At 57.4% G+C, this 22,906-nt stretch carries 14 protein-coding genes and 6 tRNA genes; 18 read left to right on the forward strand and 2 right to left on the reverse strand.

The window, feature by feature from the left end:
* Positions 1 to 356: 356 nt before the first annotated feature.
* Together CSQ93_RS13015 and CSQ93_RS13020 are read left to right on the forward strand one after the other, a co-directional pair.
* Positions 357 to 1,859, forward strand: a complete 1,503-nt coding sequence (locus CSQ93_RS13015; protein ID WP_099378407.1) for a DegQ family serine endoprotease — start codon at positions 357 to 359, stop codon at positions 1,857 to 1,859.
* 54 nt (positions 1,860 to 1,913) lie between these two features.
* Entirely contained in the window at positions 1,914 to 2,159 is a 246-nt protein-coding gene (locus tag CSQ93_RS13020) for a glutaredoxin family protein (RefSeq protein WP_099378408.1), read from the forward strand.
* 60 nt (positions 2,160 to 2,219) lie between these two features.
* On the opposite strand, the gene CSQ93_RS29440 is transcribed toward CSQ93_RS13020, so the two are convergent.
* Positions 2,220 to 2,381: a hypothetical protein gene (locus CSQ93_RS29440; RefSeq protein ID WP_233516164.1), complete on the reverse strand. Its 162-nt coding sequence runs from the start codon at positions 2,379 to 2,381 to the stop codon at positions 2,220 to 2,222.
* Positions 2,382 to 2,476: 95 nt separating this feature from the next.
* Between CSQ93_RS29440 and lepA the strand changes: the two genes are divergently transcribed.
* The 15 genes from lepA (at position 2,477) to CSQ93_RS13095 (ending at position 12,598) form a co-directional block, all read left to right on the forward strand.
* Positions 2,477 to 4,267 carry a translation elongation factor 4 gene (gene lepA / locus CSQ93_RS13025; protein ID WP_099378409.1) on the forward strand — a complete coding sequence of 597 codons (1,791 nt, stop codon included), beginning with the start codon at positions 2,477 to 2,479 and terminating at the stop codon, positions 4,265 to 4,267.
* 3 nt (positions 4,268 to 4,270) lie between these two features.
* On the forward strand, positions 4,271 to 5,188 hold the full coding sequence (lepB, locus tag CSQ93_RS13030; protein ID WP_099378410.1) for a signal peptidase I: 918 nt from the start codon (positions 4,271 to 4,273) through the stop codon (positions 5,186 to 5,188).
* Between the two features lie 74 nt (positions 5,189 to 5,262).
* Complete coding sequence (gene rnc, locus CSQ93_RS13035) at positions 5,263 to 6,078, forward strand: ribonuclease III (RefSeq protein ID WP_034749615.1); 816 nt, start codon at positions 5,263 to 5,265, stop codon at positions 6,076 to 6,078.
* 1 nt (position 6,079) lies between these two features.
* Positions 6,080 to 6,982, forward strand: coding sequence for a GTPase Era (gene era / locus CSQ93_RS13040; protein ID WP_034749612.1), 903 nt, complete (start codon positions 6,080 to 6,082; stop codon positions 6,980 to 6,982).
* A gap of 28 nt (positions 6,983 to 7,010) precedes the next feature.
* Positions 7,011 to 7,859 carry a DNA repair protein RecO gene (gene recO, locus CSQ93_RS13045; RefSeq protein ID WP_099378411.1) on the forward strand — a complete coding sequence of 283 codons (849 nt, stop codon included), beginning with the start codon at positions 7,011 to 7,013 and terminating at the stop codon, positions 7,857 to 7,859.
* A 42-nt stretch (positions 7,860 to 7,901) separates the two neighbouring features.
* Complete coding sequence (gene pdxJ / locus CSQ93_RS13050; RefSeq protein WP_099378412.1) at positions 7,902 to 8,663, forward strand: pyridoxine 5'-phosphate synthase; 762 nt, start codon at positions 7,902 to 7,904, stop codon at positions 8,661 to 8,663.
* Positions 8,664 to 8,684: 21 nt separating this feature from the next.
* A complete protein-coding gene (acpS, locus tag CSQ93_RS13055) occupies positions 8,685 to 9,080 on the forward strand; it encodes a holo-ACP synthase (protein ID WP_092714701.1) in 396 nt (131 codons plus the stop codon).
* A gap of 24 nt (positions 9,081 to 9,104) precedes the next feature.
* The gene (gene uvrC, locus CSQ93_RS13060; protein WP_099378413.1) at positions 9,105 to 10,985 is read left to right on the forward strand and encodes an excinuclease ABC subunit UvrC; all 1,881 of its coding nucleotides are present in this window, start codon (positions 9,105 to 9,107) and stop codon (positions 10,983 to 10,985) included.
* 126 nt (positions 10,986 to 11,111) lie between these two features.
* Complete coding sequence (pgsA, locus tag CSQ93_RS13065) at positions 11,112 to 11,696, forward strand: CDP-diacylglycerol--glycerol-3-phosphate 3-phosphatidyltransferase (RefSeq protein WP_034749601.1); 585 nt, start codon at positions 11,112 to 11,114, stop codon at positions 11,694 to 11,696.
* 105 nt (positions 11,697 to 11,801) lie between these two features.
* Positions 11,802 to 11,877: transfer RNA gene (locus CSQ93_RS13070), tRNA-Gly, on the forward strand.
* 92 nt (positions 11,878 to 11,969) lie between these two features.
* Positions 11,970 to 12,045 (forward strand) — tRNA-Gly (locus tag CSQ93_RS13075).
* A 71-nt stretch (positions 12,046 to 12,116) separates the two neighbouring features.
* A tRNA-Gly gene (locus tag CSQ93_RS13080) sits at positions 12,117 to 12,192 on the forward strand.
* Positions 12,193 to 12,247: 55 nt separating this feature from the next.
* Positions 12,248 to 12,323: transfer RNA gene (locus CSQ93_RS13085), tRNA-Gly, on the forward strand.
* A gap of 83 nt (positions 12,324 to 12,406) precedes the next feature.
* A tRNA-Gly gene (locus tag CSQ93_RS13090) sits at positions 12,407 to 12,482 on the forward strand.
* A 42-nt stretch (positions 12,483 to 12,524) separates the two neighbouring features.
* A tRNA-Cys gene (locus tag CSQ93_RS13095) sits at positions 12,525 to 12,598 on the forward strand.
* A 207-nt stretch (positions 12,599 to 12,805) separates the two neighbouring features.
* Here CSQ93_RS13095 and CSQ93_RS13100 read toward each other — a convergent pair.
* Entirely contained in the window at positions 12,806 to 15,136 is a 2,331-nt protein-coding gene (locus CSQ93_RS13100; protein ID WP_199534391.1) for a hypothetical protein, read from the reverse strand.
* A 2,056-nt stretch (positions 15,137 to 17,192) separates the two neighbouring features.
* On the opposite strand from CSQ93_RS13100, the gene CSQ93_RS13105 reads away from it, so the two are divergent.
* A partial coding sequence (locus tag CSQ93_RS13105; protein WP_158301214.1) for a non-ribosomal peptide synthetase occupies positions 17,193 to 22,906 on the forward strand: 5,714 nt, incomplete at its 3' end.

The raw sequence follows: 22,906 nt of genomic DNA on the forward strand, positions 1-22,906 counted from the left end.
GGTGGCCGACGAGGCTTGCCCGCTGCTAGCAGTGCTCGCACTGCGTCGCAGCGGGCGCCTTGCATAGCGTCCGGTTCTGTTCGTCATAAATTCACAATAATTTCCTGAGGATTACTTAGCTGTCGCGTTTTCCATCTTATGCCAGGCTTAACGTTCCCGCCGCCCCCTTGACACTGGCCTTCGCTACGATTGACACTGTGCGCAGGTAATATCTTGCTTTTGCGATATATTGTTGCTGCCATGCGCGCTGTCAGGTGGGTTTGCCCCTGGGATTCCGTCATGACGGCCAATCATGCGCGCAGGCAATCGCCTGATCCGCGTTTTGATCCGTTTATAAACTCGAAAAGATCCTTTCCATGAAAAAAAACATGTGTGCCGCCAGCAAGTCGTTTTCAGTGAAGACGCTTTCCGCTTTATTGTTCGGTACGGCTGGCGTCTTCCTTGCTCCCACCATGCTGGGCCTGGCGCCACAAGCGCAGGCCGCCGTGCCTGCCATCAAACTGCCTGATTTCTCTGACCTGGTCGATGCCGTCGGTCCGGCCGTCGTGAATATCCGCACCACCGAGCGCCTGAAGATGGGTGGCGCCGGGGCTGGCGTGGGCGGACAGGACGAGCAGGAAATGCAGGAATTCCTGCGCCGCTTCTTTGGCGGTGCCATGCCGACGCCGCGCCAGCAGGCGCCGCGCGGCGGCCGCCGCGCCGTGCCGCAGGAGCAGGAAGTACAGCGCGGCGTTGGTTCCGGCTTCATTATTTCGGCGGACGGCTACGTGCTGAGCAATGCCCACGTGGTCGACGGCGCCGACGAGGTGTATGTGACCCTGACGGACAAGCGCGAATTCAAGGCCAAGGTGATCGGCGCCGATGCGCGCACCGACGTGGCCCTGCTGAAAATCGAGGGCGCCAACCTGCCGCGCCTGACCATCGGCGACTCGAACAAGATCCGCGTGGGCGAGTGGGTGATCGCCATCGGCTCGCCGTTCAACCTGGAAAACACGGTGACGGCCGGCATTATTTCCGCCAAGTCGCGCGACACGGGCGACTATTTGCCCCTGATCCAGAGCGACGTGGCCGTCAATCCCGGCAACTCCGGTGGTCCCTTGATCAATATGCGCGGCGAGGTGATTGGCATCAATTCGCAGATCGCCACCCTGTCCGGCGCCTACAATGGCATTTCGTTTGCCGTGCCCATCGATGAAGCCATGCGCGTGGGCGAGCAGCTGAAAAAGACAGGTAAAGTCGTGCGCGGACGCATCGGCGTGCAGATCGGCGAAGTGAGCAAGGACGTGGCGGAATCGCTGGGCTTGCCAAACGCCAAGGGCGCGCAAGTGTCGATGGTGGAGCCGGGCGGTCCGGCCGACAAGGCGGGCATCAAGGCGGGCGACATCATCCTGAAATTCAACGGCGCCCAGATCGAGCGTTCGTCCGACTTGCCGCGCCTGGTAGGTGGCGCCGCCGTCAATGGCAAATCCACGATCACCGTCTGGCGCAAGGGCGCGCAGCAGGATGTTCCTGTCACCGTCGTCGAGCTCGAAAGCGAGAAAACGGCGAAGAAGGGCGTCAAGGAGCCGGAAGCGCAAGCCGTCAATGCGCTGGGGCTGAAGGTCAGCGACGTGCCGGCCGCGAAGAAACAGGAATTGAAGATCGACGCGGGCGTACTGGTCGACGATGCCGATGGCGTGGCGGCCCAGGCCGGCCTGCAGCCTGGCGATGTGATCTTGCAGTTGAACAACGTTGCCGTGAAAGATGCCAAGCAGTTCAATGTCCTGGTGGCCAAGCTCGATCCGAAGAAGACGTCGGCCGTGCTGGTACGCCGTGGCGACGTGGCGCAATTTGTTTCGCTGCGTCCATCGGCCAAGTAAGTTTCTGATTCACCTGCATCCCGGCTCCAGCCGGGATGCCTTTCCCTTTTCTTCATGCACTTCACCCTCTATTCCCGCAGTTATTGCCATTTATGCCAGGATATGCTCGATGCCTTGCTCCTGCTGCAGCCGCCCGGAACACCGTTCACGGTGGACGTGATCGATATCGATACGTCGCCCGACGCCGCGCTGCTGGCGCGTTTCGATGAGCTGGTGCCGGTGCTGTTTGGCGACCTGGCGCAGCCCGAGCTATGCCATTATTTCCTTGATGAAGCTGCGGTACGACGCTGCCTGATGTAGTTTAAATATCAATATTGACGCTGCATTGCACCATTCTGGTGCTGAAAACAGCTGAAAATGTCAGCTTGGCCCGGTGCCGGCCTCATAAGACGGGCTTTCTACTCTGAAATCCGGTAAAATGGGGAGGTCGAAAAAGCTACTGTCCGAGGCAGCAGCTTCTGTCGCTTCAAAAGCGCTCGCCTGGGCATGCAGATGTCCTGCTCGGAGCGCTTTTTTCATCATGAGTGGGGCGCCTGGTTTTGGCCCTGTTTGGCCCGGACATGATCCCCCTGATTCCTGTTAAAGCAGTGTCGTCAACTTCGCACTTATATTAGTTAATGAACAACATACGCAATTTCTCCATCATCGCCCATATTGACCACGGTAAATCGACCCTGGCTGACCGCATCATTCAATTGTGCGGCGGCTTGTCCGACCGCGAGATGGAGGCGCAGGTGCTCGATTCGATGGATCTGGAGCGCGAGCGCGGCATTACCATCAAGGCGCAAACGGCGGCCCTGCACTACAAGGCCCGCGATGGCCAGATCTACAATCTGAACCTGATCGATACGCCAGGCCACGTCGACTTCAGCTATGAAGTGTCGCGCTCGCTGTCGGCGTGCGAAGGCGCGCTGCTGGTGGTGGACGCGTCGCAAGGCGTGGAAGCGCAGACGGTCGCCAACTGCTACACGGCGTTGGACCTGGGCGTGGAAGTGGTGCCCGTCCTGAACAAGATCGACTTGCCGAACGCGGATCCGCCGAACGCCATTGCCGAGATCGAAGACGTGATCGGCATCGACGCGGCCGACGCCGTGCATTGCTCGGCCAAGACGGGCTTCGGCGTGCTGGACGTGCTCGAGCAACTGATCGTCAAGGTACCGCCGCCGAAGGGCGATCCCGATGCGCCGCTGCAGGCGCTGATCGTCGACTCCTGGTATGACGCCTATGTGGGCGTGGTCATGCTGGTGCGCGTGGTCAACGGTACCCTGAAACCGAAAGACAAGATCCGCCTGATGGCCACCGATTCGGTGCAGCTGGTGGAAGACATCGGCGTGTTCTCTCCACGTTCGCAATCCTTGCCGCAATTGTCGGCAGGCCAGGTGGGTTTCATCATCGCTGGCATCAAGGAATTGAAAGCGGCGAAAGTGGGCGACACCGTCACCCTGGTCAGCCGTCCTGCTGTCGCGCCATTGCCTGGCTTCAAGGAAGTGCAGCCGCAAGTGTTCGCCGGCCTGTTCCCTGTGGAAGCGAACCAGTATGATGCGCTGCGCGACTCGCTGGAAAAACTGAAACTGAACGATGCGGCCCTGATGTACGAGCCGGAAGTGTCGCAGGCGCTGGGCTTCGGCTTCCGCTGCGGTTTCCTGGGCTTGCTGCACATGGAAATCGTGCAGGAACGCCTCGAGCGCGAATTCGACATGGACCTGATTACGACGGCGCCAACGGTCGTGTACGAAGTGATCCAGCGCGACGGCACCATGATCAACGTTGACAATCCGTCGAAGATGCCCGATCCGTCGCGCATCGAGGAAGTGCGCGAGCCTATCGTTACGGTCAATCTGTACATGCCGCAGGAATACGTTGGTTCCGTGATTACCTTGTGTATCGGCAAGCGCGGCATCCAGATGGACATGAGCTACCACGGCCGCCAGGTCAAGCTTGTGTATGAAATGCCGATGGCCGAGATCGTGCTGGACTTCTTCGACCGTCTGAAATCGACGTCGCGCGGCTATGCCTCGATGGATTACGAGTTCAAGGAATACCGCGCGGCCGACGTGGTCAAGGTCGACATGCTGATCAACAGCGAAAAAGTCGATGCGCTGGCGATTATCGTCCACCGTTCGAACAGCCAGTACCGTGGCCGCCAGGTGGCTGCCAAGATGCGCGAACTGATCCCGCGCCAGATGTTCGACGTGGCCATCCAGGCGACCATCGGCGCGAACATCATTTCGCGCGAGAACGTGAAAGCCTTGCGCAAGAACGTGCTGGCCAAGTGCTATGGCGGCGACATCAGCCGCAAGAAAAAATTGCTGGAGAAACAAAAAGCGGGTAAGAAACGCATGAAGCAAGTGGGTTCCGTGGAGATCCCGCAAGAAGCATTCCTGGCAATTTTACAAGTGGACGGTTAATACATGAACCTGCAAGTGATTTTAGGAAATTTCGCTTTAATCCTGTTCGTGCTGATGGTATTGACAGGCCTGGTCTGGTGCCTGGATGTGTTTTATCTGTCCAAGCAGCGCCGCAAGGCGGCCGACCGCGCCCTGGCTGAATTCGATGCGCGCCAGTCCAAGCTGGCCGCAGAAGGCATCAAGTCCGATGCGGGCGGCAGCCGCGCGACCATCGAAGCGGCCCTGTTGCGCCAGCCGACCTGGGTCGAGTATTCGGGCAGCTTCTTCCCCGTCATCGCCCTCGTGTTCTGCCTGCGCTCGTTCCTGTATGAGCCATTCAAGATCCCGTCGAGCTCGATGGTGCCGACCTTGCTGGTGGGCGATCTGATCCTGGTCAACAAGTTTACCTATGGCATTCGTCTGCCTATCGTCAACAAGCGCATCATTGAAGTCAACGATCCGCAGCGCGGCGACGTGATGGTGTTCAAGTACCCGAAAGATATGTCGCAAGACTATATCAAGCGCGTGATCGGTGTGCCCGGTGATAAAATCACCTATGAAAACAAGCGCTTGACGGTCAACGGCAAGGAAGTCGCCTATACCGCGCTCGACGACTATCTGGATGATGAAAGCACTGTTTACCACAAGCAGCTGGAAGAAAACCTGACGGGCGTGAGCCACCGCATCCTCAACGACGAGCCAGCTCCTACGTTGAACTTGCGCGAAGTGAAGGATTTCCCGCACAAGGATGCGTGCGACTACAACGAAGACGGTTTTACGTGTGTAGTGCCACAAGGCAATTACTTCATGATGGGCGACAACCGCGACAATAGTGCGGACAGCCGCTACTGGGGCTTCGTGCCGAACGAGAACATCGTCGGCAAGGCATTCCTGGTGTGGATGAACTTCAGCAATCCGAAAAGAGTGGGCGGCATACACTAAGCCGCCCCTATGGCTGCCGCGCCGATTCCCCGCGCGGCGGCCAGCCGAATTACTCAGATGACACAGAAACAACAATGAATCTTCAGTTATTGCAAACCCGTTTAGGCTATACGTTCCAGGATGCTGGCCTGTTGCAGCAAGCCTTGACGCATCGTAGCCACAGCAGTTTGCATAACGAGCGGCTGGAATTTCTCGGCGACTCCATCCTCAACTGCGTGGTCGCTTCCATCCTGTACGAACGCTTCAAGTCCATCGACGAGGGCGACCTGTCGCGCCTGCGCGCGAATCTGGTGAAACAGCAGTCGTTGTATGAAATCGCGCAAAAGCTGGAACTGTCGCAATTTTTGCGCCTGGGCGAAGGCGAACTCAAATCGGGCGGTTTCCGCCGTCCGTCAATCCTTGCCGACACCCTGGAAGCCTTGCTGGGGGCGATTTTCCTCGACACGGGCTTTGACGCCGCCAGCACAGTGATCCGCGCCTTCTACATCCCCATCCTCGATTCGGTCGATCCGCAAACCCTGGGCAAGGATGCCAAGACCCTGCTGCAGGAGTTTTTGCAAAGCAAGAAAATTTCGCTGCCACAGTACAATGTGGTGGCCACCCACGGCGCCGCCCACAGCCAGGAATTCGAGATCGAATGCCTGGTGCCAAAATTGAATATCCAGGTCTACGGTCGTGGCGGAAGCCGCCGCGCCGGTGAGCAAGCCGCCGCCAAACTGGCGCTGGACGTGGCCGAGCAGGCGTTGTTGAAGTCGCCTGCCGCCAGCCGCAAGCCGAAACCGCGCGCCGCCCAGCTCAAGCTGGCCGGCATTGCCACCATCCAGAGCGACGACGCGCAAGCTCCTGCAGCCCCGGCGATCGCCGCTCACACTAAACAGAATCGACACTAGCATGACAGCCACCAAAATGCCCGACAACTTCCGCTGTGGCTATATCGCCATCGTGGGCCGCCCGAACGTGGGCAAATCGACCCTGATGAACGTGCTGATCGGCGCGAAGGTCAGCATCACTTCGCGCAAGGCGCAAACCACGCGCCACCGCATCACGGGCATCCAGACGGTGCCGGACGCGCAATTCATCTACGTTGACACGCCTGGCTTCCAGACGCGCCACTCGAACGCGCTGAACAAGACGCTGAACAAGACCGTCACGAACACCCTGATTTCCTCGGACGTGATTTTGTACGTGATCGAGGCGGGCACGTTCGGCCCGGCCGACCAGCAAGTGATGGACCTGCTGCCGAAGGAGGTTCCGTGCATCCTCGTCATCAATAAGTCTGACCGCGTCAAGGATAAGGCTGTATTGTTGCCGTTTGCGCAAAAGATCGCCGCCATGCGCGACTTCGCCGCCATCGTGCCTGTCTCGGCCAAGCTGCACTTCCAGCTGGAAGGCTTGCAGAACGAAATCAAGCGCTTCTTGCCGGAAAATCAGCCCATCTTTGGCCCTGACGACATCACCGACCGCAGCGAGAAATTCCTCGCCTCGGAAATCGTGCGCGAAAAACTGTTCCGCTTCGTCGGCGACGAACTGCCGTACACGAGCACCGTGCTGATCGAGAAATTCGAGCAGGAGGGCGATCTGCGCCGCGTGTTTGCCGCCATCCTGGTCGAGCGCGATACGCACAAATCCATGATCATCGGTAACAAGGGCGCACGCCTGAAGGAAGTCTCCACCCAGGCCCGCCTGGATATGGAAAAGCTGTTCGGCGGCCCCGTGTACCTGGAAATCTGGGTCAAGGTCAAGTCGGGCTGGGCCGACAACGAGGCGGGCTTGCGCGCCTACGGCTACGAGTAATCCGCAACCCGGGGGCGACGCCACACGCATGAGCACCACCACGCCAGCGCTGCACCATCCTGCGCCAGCCGCCTTTGCTGCATCTGCGCCGGTCCCTACGCCGGCGGCCATCGCGCCGCCGGCCGCACCTCCCACAGCGCCCCGGCGCAGCCGTCCGCCCACGCGCGACGGCCGCATCACGGGCCAGCCAGCCTTCGTGCTGCACAGCTATCCGCATAAAGAAACCAGCCTCATCGTCGACGTGTTTACGCGCGAGTACGGCCGCATCGCGCTCGTCGCCAAGGGCGCCAAGCGGCCCCACTCGCAGTTGCGCGGCGTGCTGCAAACGTTCCAGCCCCTGCAGGCGGGCTGGACGGGCAAGTCCGAGCTGCGCATCCTCACCGGCGCGGAATGGGTGGGGGGCATGTTGCCGCTGGAAAAGACCGCCTTGCTGTGCGGCTTTTATTTGAACGAATTGCTGGTGAAACTGCTGGCGCGCGACGATCCGCATCCCGTCCTGTTCGACCACTACGTTGCCACCTTGAATCAACTGGCGCACAATGAGCCGCCGCCCATCGTGCTGCGCAAGTTCGAGCGCGCCCTGCTCAAGGAAACGGGCGTGGCGGCCGACCTGACGCGCTGCACGGGCACGCGCCAGGCCGTCGAAGCGGGGCAGGTGTACGTGGTCGACCCGGAACGGGGGCCGCGCCCGGCGCGCGCCAGCGATGCCTGGCCGAAGATCACGGGCAAGACCCTGCTCGACATGGAGCGCGAAGATTATCTTGACGTGGCCACGCAGGCGCAAAGCAAGCTGCTGATGCGCTTTTTGCTGGCCCATCAACTGGGCGGCGCCACCTTGAATACGCGCCAGATACTGATCGATTTAATGCAGCTGTAGCGGCGGTTTGCCGCACGACAGCACTTTACGGATACCATCACTATGAGCTTTTTGCAGCCTTCCGGCCCCGTCATCGACCTGGGCGTCAATATCGACCACGTGGCTACCTTGCGCAATGCGCGCGGCACCGCGTATCCGGACCCGGTCCGCGCGGCCCTGCTGGCCGAACAGGCGGGCGCCGACGCCATTACCCTGCATTTGCGCGAAGACCGCCGCCACATCAAGGATGCGGATGTGATCGCCATTGCACCGCAATTACTGACGCGCATGAACCTGGAAGCGGCCGTGACGGCCGAGATGATCGATTTTGCCTGCCGCATCAAGCCGGCGGACGTGTGCCTGGTGCCGGAAAAGCGCACGGAAGTGACGACCGAAGGGGGGCTGGATGTGGTGCGCTACTTCAAGGAAGTGCAGGCGGCCGTGCAACAATTGCAAGGCGAGGGCATTCGCGTGAGCCTGTTCATCGATGCGGAAGAGCAGCAGATCGCCGCCGCCGCCGAGCTTGGCGCGCCCGTGATCGAACTGCACACGGGGCGCTACGCGGACACCGAGGGCGCCGAGCAATTGGCGGAACTGGAGCGCATCAAGGCGGGCGTGCTGTTCGGCGTGGGGCGCGGCTTGAAGGTCAACGCGGGCCACGGCTTGCATTACACCAACGTGCAGGCCATCGCTGCCATTCCCGATATTGCCGAACTGAACATCGGCCACGCCATCGTTGCGCATGCCGTGTTTGTCGGCTGGGAAAACGCCGTGCGCGAAATGAAGGCCATCATGGTGGCCACGCGTCTCGCTGGCAAGGCATAAACGCGGGACCAAGGAGGTAGCATGATTTACGGCATCGGTACCGATATCTGCAAGATTCCCCGTATCGAAGCGGCCCTGGCGCGCCATGGCGAGCGTTTCGCGAAAAAGATACTGGGGCCGCAGGAGCTGGAAAAATTCCGCGCCCGCAGCGCCAAGAACGCCGTGCGCGGCGTACGCTTCCTTGCCACGCGCTTCGCGGCCAAAGAAGCGTTTTCCAAGGCCATCGGCCTGGGCTTGCGCATGCCGATGACCTGGCCCGCCGCGCAGATGCTGAATCACCCCAGCGGCAAGCCGATGATCGTCTGCAGTGGCGTGCTGGCCGAGTTCATGGAAAAGCACCGCCTGAGCGCGCAAGTGACCATCAGCGATGAAGAAGAATATGCGGTCGCGTTCGTGATCGTAGAGCAAGCAGTGTAACGATAAGTGCGCAATGAGCCAGCAATGACCGAAGCAAGCCCAGAACCTTCCTTGGCGGAAACGCCGCCCGACCCCCGCGCGCAAGTGCTGGCCACGGTCGCCAAGCTGCCGAACTTGCCCGGCGTGTACCGCTATTTCGACGCCGCCGACAAGGTGTTGTACGTCGGCAAGGCGCGCGACCTGAAAAAGCGCGTGTCCAGCTATTTCCAGAAAAACCTGGCCAGCCCCCGCATCGCGATGATGGTCGAGCGCATCGCGCGCCTGGAAACCACCGTCACGCACAGCGAGGCGGAAGCCTTGATTCTGGAAAACAACCTGATCAAGGCGCTGCAACCGCGCTACAACATCCTGTTCCGTGACGACAAGTCGTATCCGTATCTGAAAATCACCAATGGCGATGCGCCGCGCATGGTGTATTACCGGGGCGCGGTGGACAAGAAAAACCAGTATTTCGGGCCGTTCCCCAGTTCCTGGGCCGTCAAGGAATCGATGCAGATACTGCAAAAGGTTTTTCTCATCCGCACCTGCGAGGACAGCGTGTACGCCAACCGCACGCGGCCCTGCCTGCTGCACCAGATCGGCCGCTGCAGCGCGCCGTGCGTGGATCTGATCAGCAAGGAAGATTACAAGAATGACGTGGAAAACGCGGCGCGCTTCCTGCGCGGGCGCCAGAGCGAAGTGATGGCGGACCTGGAAAAGAAGATGCACGCGTTTGCCGCCGAGCTGAAGTTCGAGCAGGCCGTGGTGGTGCGCAACCAGATCGCTTCGCTGTCGCGCGTGCTGCACCAGCAAAGCATGGAAACGACGGGCGACGCCGACGTGGACATCCTCGCCGTGCTGGTGCAGGGCGGACGCGCTTGCGTCAACCTGGCCATGGTGCGCGGCGGACGCCACCTGGGCGACCGCGCCTACTTCCCCAGCCAGCTCAGCGATGCCGCGGCGATTGCCGAGGAAGCCATCGAGGTGGAAGTGCTGGCCGCCTTCCTGGCCCAGCACTACACGGAAAAATTCATTCCCGGCACCCTGATCCTGAATATCGAATTCGACCAGCCAGCCCTGATGGTGGCGCTGATGGAGCAGTGCGGCCACCGCATCAACCTGATCTTCCAGCCGCAGGGGCAACGCCGCCAGTGGCTTGAGATGGCGCAAAAGGGCGCCGAGATTTCGCTGGCGCGATTGTTGTCCGAGCAGGGCTCGCAGCAGTCGCGCACGCGCGCGCTGGCCGAGGCGCTGCGCCTGGATTTGGGCGACCTCGACAGCCTGCGCGTGGAGTGTTTCGACATCAGCCACACGCAAGGCGAGGCGACGCAGGCGTCGTGTGTCGTGTTCCACCACCACGCCATGCAGAACGGCGAATACCGGCGCTACAACATCAACGACATCACGCCCGGCGATGATTACGCGGCCATGCGCCAGGTCCTCATGCGCCGCTACGAGAAAGTGGCGAATGGCGATGGCGTGATGCCCGACGTGGTCTTGATCGACGGCGGCAAGGGACAGATCGAAATGGCACGCCAGGTGTTCGCCGAGCTGGGACTCGATATCAGCCTGATCGTCGGTGTGGCCAAGGGGGAAGGGCGCAAGGTGGGCCTGGAAACCCTGCTGTTCGTCGATGGCCGCGCGGCGCAGGAACTGGGCAAGGAGTCTGCGGCCCTGATGCTGATCGCGCAGATTCGCGACGAAGCGCACCGCTTCGCCATTACCGGCATGCGCGCCAAGCGCGCCAAGACGCGCCAGACCTCGCGCCTGGAAGAAATCGAAGGCATCGGCGCCAAGCGCCGCCAGAAACTGTTGTCGCGCTTTGGCGGCTTGCGCGGCGTGGTCGATGCCAGTGTCGAGGATTTGATGTCGGTGGAGGGGATTTCCACGCAACTGGCGGAAGAAATCTACAAGCAGTTGCATTGATGGATGGATGGCCTGGTCCGGTGCTGCGGCAACCGGACTAGGCTAATATCCCGTGGCCATGTAGACTAGTGGCGCTTGCTTCACGCTTTCTCATATTCAATTTACCCGTCGGCCGATTGCACCCTTATGCCTTTTAATATTCCCATCCTTTTGACCTGGCTGCGCGTGGCCCTGATACCGCTCGTCGTCGGCGTGTTTTATTTGCCGCCGTCGATGCTGCTGCATGGCGACCAGAACCTGGTTGCCACGCTGGTCTTCATTGTTGCCGCCGTGACCGACTGGTTCGACGGTTTCCTCGCGCGGCGCTGGAACCAGACCTCGGCCTTTGGCGCCTTCCTCGACCCGGTAGCCGACAAGCTGATGGTGGCGGGCGCCTTGCTGGTGCTGGTGCAGCTGGACCGTGTCAATGCAGTGTTGGCCTTCATCATCATCGGCCGTGAAATCACGATTTCCGCCTTGCGCGAATGGATGGCGCAGATCGGCGCTTCGAAATCGGTGGCCGTCAGCTCGATCGGCAAGATCAAGACGGCCGCGCAAATGACGGCCATTCCCCTGCTGCTGTACCACGAAGTGATCTTCGGTGCGATCGATACCCACGTGTGGGGCGAAAAGCTGCTGTGGATCGCCTGCGTGCTGACGGTGTGGTCGATGTTCTATTACTTGCGCCTGGCATGGCCCTTGATCAAGGAAAAAGCGGGGAATTTGCACTAAGAATAAGCAGGCGGCTGCTTTATGCGGAATATTTTGCAAAACACCAGATATTGCCCGTTGACAGCCCCTGTAATCCCTCTATAATGCTGGCCTGTTGTTGATGACGCGGGAGTAGCTCAGTTGGTAGAGCGCAACCTTGCCAAGGTTGAGGTCGAGAGTTCGAGACTCTTCTCCCGCTCCAGTTTTCTGGATCGTGTCATAGGTAAAAACAGCGAATGCAGTAAAAAGTAGTACTGGCGATGTAGTAGAGCTTCTGATACAATGTTGTCCACTGCGGGAGTAGCTCAGTTGGTAGAGCGCAACCTTGCCAAGGTTGAGGTCGAGAGTTCGAGACTCTTCTCCCGCTCCAGTGAATACTGGATCAGCAGTAAAGCAGCACTGGTAAACGGTAGCAAAAGGCAGTAAAATAGCGGTTCGTATGCGGGAGTAGCTCAGTTGGTAGAGCGCAACCTTGCCAAGGTTGAGGTCGAGAGTTCGAGACTCTTCTCCCGCTCCAGCGAAAGCTGAGGCAGCAAAGCAAGATGGCAGTAGCAGAAAATAGAAGCTCCAATGCGGGAGTAGCTCAGTTGGTAGAGCGCAACCTTGCCAAGGTTGAGGTCGAGAGTTCGAGACTCTTCTCCCGCTCCAGAATTCTAAAGGGAAGCTAAGCTGGCTTCCTTTTTTTATCCGCCGCAGTAGCCGGCGCGATTAGGCGGTAACCAAGCTCCAATGCGGGAGTAGCTCAGTTGGTAGAGCGCAACCTTGCCAAGGTTGAGGTCGAGAGTTCGAGACTCTTCTCCCGCTCCAGTTTTCAAGGTGTGCCGCAAGGCCCATCCAAGCAGTTCCTCTGGCGAGGTAGCAAAGAGGTTATGCAGCGGCCTGCAAAGCCGTTTAGACGGGTTCGATTCCCGTCCTCGCCTCCAGATGAAAAAGATAGCCCACTTTCGAGTGGGCTATTTTTTTGTCCAGATGGCTATGCCATTTCTGCGCGGTTTCAATCGCTCATGACAAACGTGGCCTTGCTACATACGCATGCGTGAATACGATCACGTTACTGCAACACCTCATCAATACTGTTAATGAACCTGGTGTTGCGCTTGTGGTTTGAAACCGCTCCATGTGGCCCTGCATTAAACTTCCCATTGAAATTTCAAAGTCAATGATTTATTGGTCTTAGTCGGTTCGCGAGTCCTGTCATGCGAATAGCCAACCGACAGCGACCTTCCGTGGCGCCAGAGGTGACGGTATAGCAGTGAGCGGTGTACTTGCCTATCCGCCCAAGACTCCAAGCCCGAAACTCCGTCGTCGCTGCGCGCCGCTGCCGTGTTTTGAGCCAGAAGCCGCAGTGAGTCAGTGGATGTGAAATGCAGCATGCCGAGCCAGCGCCAACTGTTGTCGACGAATGCAGGCCGTCCGAGCGTTCCCTGGACCCAGGCACGGTTCCAGCGCGGCTCAAGTTCTACCGCCCATCCACGTGGCAGTGAAAAACGCAAGCCCATTTCGGCAGTAGCGTTGCCGCCACGGCCCACGCGGTCGGCGTCAACATCGAGCTGACGGCCAAGCGTCACCTCGGCATTGAGCTTGGATAGCCATGGCAACGGAGATGATCCGAATCCAAAGTGCACAGCCGGCGTGTTGTGAAGCTGTCCCTCTCGATGCGCACGCTGCTGGTCGAAGCCAAGATTTGCCCAGAAGTCAGTCTGGCGCGATGCGCGTAGCGAGATCCCTGGTTGTACCTTGCGTTCGATAATTTGGTTTCCCTGTTGGCCTAGCGTGGGATCTGGTAGCGTGCGAATCTCGTGCAGGCCAAGGTGTGCTTCCACCTCGTATAAATCGAGCGACACTGACTCCAGTTCAAGTCGATGCTGGCCGAGACGGCGATTGACGTTGATCTTGGTCGTGACGACACCGGTTTGTGGTACGAAGCCGTTATCATTAATGAAGCCGGGGCTGCTTGCCTCAAGGAGGAAGTCGTTCCACCAAGTCTCATTGATATGGTTGAATTTGGCTGAAACGTAGGTGCCGCTGCGGGTTGGCGCGCGCACCGGGGCCTGAGATGCTTGTTCGACGAAACCAACGTTGGTTTTTGAATGCATTAGCAACCACGCAGCCTGCTGGCCATCGCCGCGCCACTGTCCGTCGAAACCGGTCACATGGTTTGATCCAGCGAGACCATAGTCGCGCTGGGAGACAAAGGCACCCAGCAGTGCGCCATCGCCGTGCCAGCGCGCGCGCACCAGGCTGGCAAGAGTGCGTGACGTCTGGTCAAATTCGGAGGTTTCGTAGGCGCCACCGCGCTGGATGACTCCACCTTCCCGATCTCGTAGGCTCATCGCGGTCGCATCAGCCTTGGCGGCACGCCAAGTCGCTCGCAGACCCCATTCCGGATCGACTACCGTGCGTGAATAGAATGCGGCCAAAGGCAGTCCGAGTACGTCGGAGCTTTCCAGAAAAAATCCTCGTTTCTCTGGAAGGCTGAGTGCGATGCGGCTGGCTCCGTTGGAAGTTGGCTCATCGATTTCCACCTGTGAGTAATCGGGATTCAGGGTGCCGTTGAAGACCCAGTCGGCGCGAGGCCTGGCATTAATCTCCAGTCCTAAGCTGGTCCGGTTGGCGTGGCGCTGGCCCTGCTTATCAGCGTCGCGCGTCGAGCGCATGGTCAACTCAGGTTTTATTTCCAGAAAACTGCGGTCGCGTACCGCTAGTACTGTGCCTTCCATGCCGCTGATCTCCTGCAACACGGCGATATGGCTTAAGGCATCGATAGTAAGCGGGGTACTGGTCAGCAGCAGGGCACCGGCGTGAGGCACGCTACGCTCGATCATGGCGCGCCACGTTTTGCCATCGGCGTATGGGAAGCGCAGATTCGACAATGGCCAGCGGACCTCCATGCTGTAGCCGTCGGCAAGACGCTGGACTGCTGCGTCGATAGGAAAATCGGGACCAAGGTCGGTCTCGTCCTCGTCGGCACGATAGATGCCGTCGCTCACCACGCCGGCGATATTTACGCGGACGAACTGGGCGGCGCGGCCATGGCCGGTCGGATCGAGCCAGATGCCGATAAAGTCTTGTTCGGTGCCTACTTTGTCACGCCGCGCCAGCGAACTTTGCTGCTTCCCTGGCGCATCATCCCAAGCGCGTATGCCGAATATCAAGGCGTCTTCATTGATCAGCAACTGCACGGTAGTGCGCAGCTGTGGTCGCACAGGCCGACCGCTCTCGGGCATAAACTCATGAAAATTTTCGAACAGTGGCGCACTTTTCCATGCCTCATCGAGCAGAAGTCCATCAATGACCGGCGAGGTATTTTTAATTAGAAGCGCCTTCAGGTGGGCTGGTTCTTGACTTTCATCCCTGGATTTTTGTTGTGCTCCCGCTTCGACGAAAGCAGCTAAGCTCGAAAAAATAAATGCGCTGACCAGTTTCTTTTTACTGCGGAACGTATTGAAAAAAGAATCCACTATCACCCTTAAGTCTGCATGTAGGCAGGCTGACGACGCCAGCATGAATATTGTCCGGGAGTGTAACCGAAGTTCGGATTTTTTGAAAATACATTGAGGGAAATGTATTTCCTGGGAATATTTATCGTTAATTAATAACAACGACCGTGATCAACTCTAATTGCCAGGGCCGCTTGTTTATATATGTTTAAAAAATATTCAGGATTTTCGTTTTCGAACTAATCCATGGAAAATTATTGCGAAGTTATGGCGAACAGAAGCGGATGTAATGCAAGGTACCAATCGTTAGCAGAGCGAGCACTGCTAACGATTGGTACCACAGCCGTACGCCGATTGTGGAAGCTGGAAATCACAGGAATTTATTGGCGGGTGTACTTGATCCGTGGGGTCTGAATCAGCGACAAGTGGCATGCTGCCTCCTGCAGGATTCTGTCGTTATGTATCTTTAGATATGCAGCATCCATGGCAGCTTATTTTTCTGGAGGGCGAGCCATTTTCTTGGGCATCAGGTCTGTTAATGGGGAACGCAATGGCTATTCACGTAGCACCTCGGGTGCGCTGCCGTAGTCAGGTAATTCCGAACACGACAATGGGCTGTAGCAGATTTTCCTATGTTGAATAGGTCCGCTTGCAGTTGTGGAAGCCGACAATGTAACCGGTGATGTCGGCCTTTGCTTTGGCATGGCTGGCATATCGGTGTTGCCACACGCCAAGCCGCGCAAGTTAAGAAGAATGCAGATGATTAGACCGGTCAGTCGGTTAAGTGGTATTTGACGCGACACAGGCTTTGCGCGGCCGTTGGCCTTGCTGAAGTCTCTTTTTCGACAATGGCAAGGCGACAAGTAATGAAGATTTTTTGCTCTCCATTGGCTCCCATGTCACTTTCCGCTTTAGCGTCCTAGTTTGCCGGCCATTTGGATTCAGATCAGCTGCGCCACGGCGCGCGGACATTCTCGTTCGACCCGTGCTGGCACGGGCTGTGCGGGGCTGCGAAGTAGGTGGTGCTCTGTTCTCGCTTGAATTCTCCGCGCTATTTGTTTTTTTGGGGGGGCGGCGGCATCAGGTTGTTGGCCGAACGGCAAAGACATTTGGCAATGGATCGAATGGAGGTCAGGTCGTGCGCCCATGGTAATTATGATGGGTGGTCAAATGTTTGTAGATTCTCTTCATGGCAGCACTTTGCTGCAAAGGTATTGCACTTGCTTCCTGAGGGCGCCAAGTATGTAATTCATTATTTAAGCTGTTCTTAATAATTATTATTAAAAACGTGATTATTGGATAGATTTTATGGCATTGTAAAATGCAAGGAAATGGACGGTGGTAGTAATTATTTATATGTACATGTTGAAAAATAGAAAATAATCTTTACAATGCTGTTTTGTTTAAATACTATGTTGCAAACCTAAGGGGGCTACTCAGGAGTTTCTGTGGATTGAAAGTTGTGCATTGATAGGAATGGTGAAAATTTCGATATTTTGTATTTTAATATTATGCACAGTTGGTCACCGAGACTGTCATTTTGAGTCGTACTGACTTAATTGATTGTCTGTATTTCCTTGTGGGAAACAAAGCGTAGAGCTTATTTTCAGCGGTTGGTGCTTGCTGAAAGGGATATTTGTTGGCAATTTCATGGTTGTTTTCATTCGATGAGCTAATGTTGCTGCTTGTTAATAGTCCAAGCTGCAACTCTCTCTCTGCAATCGTTCGTGATGACAACTATCAGTTTCAAATCCCAAGCCCAACACCGGTTTAATTGGCCGTGTACGGATTATCAGCAACGAGCGGTGGGTGTTCTCGTTAGCAATGTGTTTTGGTATCAGATTAACGTAGCAGTTCTCTCGCGGCGCGATCTGAAAGGGAAGTTGGCATGGCATCCACGCATGAAGTGGAAATTGTCATGCAAGTGAATGCTTGGCTTGGCGATGTTTTATTTTCGACTGTGCAAACAATCGAGCGACGATGGGAGCGATTGCTCTATTTTTGCTGTTGGATATGTACGGGTTTTTGTTTGGTGTCCGCATTGCGGGCTGGTAAATAAATTGATAGTGAAGGCTTCATGAGTAGCTCGATACTTCCCCTTTTTTCCATGTCCTCCGCTCAGCAGGACATTATCTTTCATCAACTCCGTCAGCCTGAAGTTCCAATGTACAACATTGGGGGGTATGTCGAGTTCTGCCAAGCGTTGGATGTTCCTCTCTTGACGCAATGTGCTCAAGAGTGCATCAATGGCAGTGCGGGTCTGCATGTACGCCTTCATTTCAATGAGGATGGCGCATGGTTGCGTCAGACAGTTGATACAGTCGAACTGACGCTGTTCGATGTCTCGCTCTCCCCTGATTCTGAACAGCAAGCACGCGGTCTGCTTGACACGCACTTCGCTCAAGTATTTAAACTGGATACAGGTCCGCTGTTGAGAGTCGGTTTGATTCGCTTGTCGCCTCAGCGATACTGGTATTTTACAGTGGCACACCATCTCGTGATTGATGGCTGGGGATACACCAACTTACAACAGAAAATTTTTTCGCTTTATTCGGACCGCGCCTCTGGGATCGAAACGGGGCCAGGCTCGGCGCCACTTGAGGCGCCGATATTGACGCAGCCGCGCAATGGTGCCGAGGCATTTTGGCGCGCCGAACTGGCGGAACTTCCACCCTTGCTGTTCGTTCCTAAGTTGTCGGAGAGCGGCGGTAGCGATGTTGGACGAACCTCGCACCGTATTGAGCGTTCGCTTTCGGCTTCGTGGTTCAAAAAGGGTCAAGAATCCGGCTCTTTCGGCGGAGGGCTGCCGTTCTTCCTTGGTGTGCTCTTTGCCGCCGTAGGCGGGCTCTACGGTCATGACGAGATGACGGTTGGTGTGCCCATCCACAATAGACGCACGGCGGCAGAGCGAAAGCAGATATCGCTCGCGATGCAAGTTTATCCCGCGAAACTTTCCGGACAGCTCGATCAGACGTTTGATGATTTATGTGCCGACATTGCGCGCCGGTTGCGTGGCATATACCGACATACCAATGTACCTCTTTCCCGCTTGTTCGCCGAGCGGGACGTGTTGCATGGTGAACAACGCGTTGCAATTTTTGATGTTATTTTTAACTATCAGAAGCTTGATTTCGACTTTGCCGATTTGGGGCTACAAGCATCAACGCATTTTCTGCAGAATGGATTTGAGCAGACTCCCCTGACGTTTACCGTGTGCGACTACGGAGATGCATCAGCTCCCTTGTTGCAAATTGATTACCATGTTGGCTACTTTGACCAAGCTGAGGTGGAAGCTTTGGCCGATGTTTACTGCGGCCTGCTGCTGCAGGCCAGCGCTGCTTCCGGACGTGCACTGGAGCATTTCGACTTATTGACGTCCAGGCACCGTGAGCAGCTGCAACTGTGGCATCCCACTCCCTGCATTCCGCCAGCCGATAGAACGCTCTGGGCATGTTTTGCGCGAGAAGTGGCGCGGGCTCCCGGTGAGTTGGCAGTGCAAGCCGGCGAGGTAACGTTAAGCTATTCAGAGTTGGAAATCCAGGCTAGCTTGCTTGCGGCACGTCTACATGCGAGCGGCGTGGTGAGGGGCGACCGTGTTGCGGTGCTACTGGAGCGAAGTGTGGCACTAGTGGTAACTTTTTTGGCGACGTTAAAGGTCGGCGCGGTGTATGTGCCCCTTGACACCGCCTATCCATCAACCCGGCTGCAACTCCTGCTCGCGGATGCCAGTCCGCAACTGGTGATAACGACGAATAACTTGGTACATTTGGCCGGGCATGGTGCCAGAATAGTGTTGCTCGATCAGCCCGTTGCTAAGTTTGAGGAAGACGTATTGCCGCCGGCCGCGGGTTGCCTTTCCAGCGATCCTGCCTACATGATCTACACGTCGGGCTCGACGGGCATGCCTAAGGGTGTCGTAGTAACACATGAAAATGTTGTGAGCTATTTGCATGCTGTGCGCGAGCGCTACAACGTGCAGGCGCCGCTACGCGTGCTTCAGTTTGCTAGTGTGGGTTTCGATATTTTCATCGAGGAGCTTTGTTTGTCCCTTTTGTGTGGGGGCAGTCTGCATCTGCGTGACAGTGCTGCCGCGCCGGCGCCAGAGCAGTTGTGGGCAATGATCGAATCGCAGCAGATCTCTGCGCTTTCCTTGCCGACAGCATATTGGCATTTGCTTTGCGACGAGCTTTCCGATGACCAAGTCTCGATTGCGAGCAGCTTCTTGCGTCTGTGCGTGGTGGGTGGCGAAGCCATGCGAGCAGATGCCGCAAGAGGATGGTTGGCGCGCATGCCAAGTGAGTTAGCGCTGTTCAATAGCTATGGGCCTACAGAGGCGACAATCATTGCTTCAGCAGAACGCATCACTGATGATCCTGCCAGCATGCTGACTATCGGCCTTCCTCTCCGCAATACTCGTTGCTATATCGTCGATCGGAAGGGCCGCCTACTGCCGCCAGGTTTCAAAGGTGAGTTGTGGATAGGCGGCGCTGGCGTTGCCTGTGGTTACTGGCAGCGTGCGGATTTGAACCAACAGAGTTTCCGCTCCGACCCCTTTAATGCAGAAGCCGGCGCCAGGATCTATCGCAGTGGCGACTTGGTGAGCTGGCGAGGCGATGGTCATATGGTTTTTCACGGACGCATCGATCAGCAAGTCAAAATTTTGGGGTTTCGTATCGAAACGGGCGAAATCGCAGCCTCGTTGCGGCAACTGGCGCATGTGCGGGATGCCCATGTGGCTGTCCAGGATGGCGCCTTAGGCAAGCAGTTGATTGCCTATGTTGTACTAGACGAACTCGATTTCCCTCTGGCTCAACTGGCAGAACAATTGAAAGAATTGCTTCCCGAACAAATGGTACCCAGACTTTATATGGCGTTGCCAGAATTCCCACTCACGCCAAATGGAAAGCTCGATCATAAGGCTTTCCGTAGCGCTGGTGCCGAGGCGATTCGGTCGAATGTATTTGAATCAGCACGCAATGAAAGCGAGCAGATATTAGCTGAGGAGTGGATCAAGCTGCTTGCAGTTGAGGCCGTTAGTCGTCGAGATAATTTCTTCTCTTTAGGAGGGAATTCCTTGCTCGCGATGCGCCTGGTCAGCCGTTTGCGTGAACGAGGGCTGACGACCCGTGTCGAAGATGTGTTTCGTTCTGCGAATTTGGCTGATTTGGCGCAGGTGATGTCCCGTACAGCATGTAATGCAGTTGCACCCGGCCCCGTGATTACTCCCGGTTGCCTGTCGATTGACAGTGATATGGTGCCTCTTGCGGGCCTTAGCCAAAAAGAGATTGACCAGGTTGTCAGCACTGTTCCCGGTGGCATTGCCAACATTCAGGATATCTATGGTCTCTCACCGCAACAAAAGGGTTTTCTTTTCGAACATTTGCTTGAGCCTGACGCCGATCACTATGTGCTTTCCACCATCGTGCGCTTACCATCAGCCAGCCAGCTTGAACGGGTATTGCAGGCCTTGCGTACTGTGATTTGTCGGCAAGATGCGTTGCGCACCTTGTTTCTGTGGGAGGGATTGAACGCACCGATACAGGTGGTATTGAGAGAGGTAGGACTGGCCGTATTCCATGCGCCGGATGGCAATGCGCTGCAACAACTACGCAAAAAGGCACAGCCAGGCAGGATTTGCATTGACCTGCAATCCGCACCACTGCTGCAGGTACACGTGGCGACGGATGGTCCCCAGCAGCCAGTATATTTGCTTTTATTGGCACACCATATCATCGGAGACCATTTGTCCCAGGACCTACTGGTGGCAGAGGTTCAGCAACTTGTTACAGATGCGGGAGTGGAGTTACCTCGGCCTGCGCGTTATCGCGATTTCATTTCATCGCTGTATCACGCTGAGGAAAAAGAGCGCGCTCGCAGTAAGACCTTTTTCGAGGGTTTGCTCGGTGATTTCAACGAGCCTTCGTTGCCGTTTCGCCTCGCTGCCCTACGTAACAAAAAAAGTCGGGCGCCACTCGCCCATCGTGCGTTGGACTCGGAGCTGGCTAAGGCGATCCGAAACCGTTGCCAACTGGAGGGCGTTACGCCAGTGGCTTTGTTCCACCTCGTTTGGGCGCTGCTGATTGCAAAGACCTCAGCGAGCACCGACGTTGTATTCGGCACGGTATTTTCAGGCCGACTGCGCAATGTGCCGGATATAGAGCGCATGTTCGGGCCATTGATCAATACTTTGCCTTTCCGCTTGAGGCTGGATGGCATGTCGGTCGAGGATGGGTTGCAGCAGTCGCAAAATCTGTTGCGTCAGCTTATCCCCCATGAGCATGCGAATCTGGTCGACACGCAGCGCTGCAGCGGCGTAGCCGCACCGATGCCCTTGTTTACGGCCGCACTCAATTATGTGCATACGCAAAGCGAACCCTCCACTCAATGGGAAGTTGTCGACCAAGTCGAGTTGAACGAATGGAACATCTATCCGCTTAGCCTAACGGTGGAGGACTTGGCGTCAGACTTTTCTCTGTATCTGCAATGCGATCAAGGCGTCGATACCCAGCAGGTACTCGATGCCGTGCAAGCCACGCTGCAAGCCTTCCTTTGTGCGATTCAACGATCACCGGCTACTCCTTTGCTGACAATCGGTGTATTGCCCCAGGCTGAGCGAGCGAGGCTGCTTCAAGAAGGTCGTGCGACGCTGGTGCCGGCGGAGGCTGCGTGCCTGCATCAGGCGTTCGCGCTGCGGGCGGCATCGCAACCGGCGGCGGTGGCGCTGATCGATGGTGAAAGGCAGTGGTCTTATGGCGAGTTGGAGCGCGCGGCGAACGGCCTGGCGCAGCGCCTGCAGACGGCGGGGGCCATGCCGGGCACGCGGGTCGGGCTGTGCCTGGAGCGCTCGGGCGAGGTGGTGGTGGGCATCCTCGCCATTCTCAAGTGCGGCGCCAGCTATGTTCCGCTCGATCCGATCTATCCGGGCGAGCGTATCGCCTTCATGCTGGGCGACGCGGCAATCAGCATCGTTCTGGCGCAGGCATCCACGCGCCACTTGGTGGCCAAGGGATGCGACGTGCTGTTGTTGGATGACGGCGCCATGCCGGAGTTCGACGGGGATTGGACGCCTGTTGCAGGACATGCGGATGATCAGGCGTACGTGATCTACACCTCGGGTTCGACAGGACAGCCGAAGGGGGTGATGGTATCGCACGCGAATGTGGCGCGGCTGTTCTCCAGTACGGCGCCATGGTATCGCTTCAATGAGCAAGATTGCTGGTGCCTGTTCCATTCCTATGCCTTCGACGTCTCGGTATGGGAAATCTGGGGTGCGCTGCTGCATGGCGGGCGCCTGGTGGTGGTGCCGCGAGCGGTGGCGCAATCGACGCCGGACTTCTACCAGCTGGTGCGGGACCAGCGAGTGACGGTGCTGAACCAGACGCCGTCGGCGTTCTATGTATTCATCGAGCAGGATCAGTTGACGCCGGCGCCGCTGGCGTTGCGCACGGTGGTGTTTGCTGGCGAGGCGTTGGCCCTGGACAAGCTGCGGCCGTGGTTCGAGCGACACAGCGACACGGCGCCGGAGCTGGTGAATATGTACGGCATCACGGAAACGACGGTGCACGTGAGTTACCGCCGGATCCGCCAGATCGACGCGCAACGCAATCTGGGCAGCCTGATCGGACGTCCCATTCCGGACCTGACGCTGTGGCTGCTCGATGCCAGGGGAGAACCGGTGCCGACTGGCGTGGTGGGCGAGCTGTGCGTGGGGGGAGCGGGCGTGGCAGGCGGCTATCTGAACCGTCCGGAGCTGACGGCGGAGCGCTTCGTGGCGCATCCGGAACTGGGCGC

Source organism: Janthinobacterium sp. BJB426 (assembly GCF_002735705.1).
In the GTDB taxonomy this organism is placed as follows: Bacteria; Pseudomonadota; Gammaproteobacteria; order Burkholderiales; family Burkholderiaceae_D; genus Janthinobacterium.